1 protein-coding gene is annotated in these 615 nt (G+C 47.0%); it reads right to left on the bottom strand.

Translation table 11 applies throughout. The annotated features are described in order from the left end of the window. On the bottom strand, positions 1 to 615 hold a 615-nt coding region (locus R7Z50_RS28805; protein WP_318149921.1), incomplete at both ends, for a VWA domain-containing protein.

Here is a 615-nt window from a genome sequence, read left to right as displayed (position 1 = left end):
ACCTACGCCGACGGTATAAATAGTGGCATTGTATTTCTTCGCAATCTCAGCCGCTTCGATTGGATCTAACACACCTGCGGTGTTACTGCCGTCACTGAGCAAAATCATCACGCGCTGGGGCGCATCGCTATCGACAAAGGTTTTTGTTCCTAAGCCGATACCATCGCCAATTGCGGTTCGTTGACCAACTAGGCCAATTACGGTTTGCTTGATTTGTTGGATAACGGTTTGTCGGTCAGCCGTCAGTGGCGTTTGTAAGTACGCGTGGTCACCAAATAGAACTACTCCAAGCCGATCACCTTTTCGCTTCGCGACAAAATCTGATAGGACTTTTTTCACGGCAGAGAGTCGGTCGATGTACTCGCCATCTAAGTTCATGTCCTCTTTTTGCATGGAGCCTGAAAGGTCAACCACCAGCATTAAGTCTCGGTACTTAGGTTGAAACTCGACAGGTTCGCCAAACCAAACTGGTCTCGCACAAGCGATGACCAATAATGTCCAAACGCCTACAGCTAACGATTTTTGTAGCCATTGTTTAGGCTTATGGCTGTCTTTGTTTTTTGGCAAATACGCCAGTTTGATTTCTGCTTGTCGAGTTTCTTCAGGAAGAAGCTT

It is taken from the genome of Vibrio sp. 1249-1 (assembly GCF_033340495.1).
Note: the sequence above shows the minus strand (reverse complement) of the source record. Positions and strands in the feature narration are given on the sequence as shown.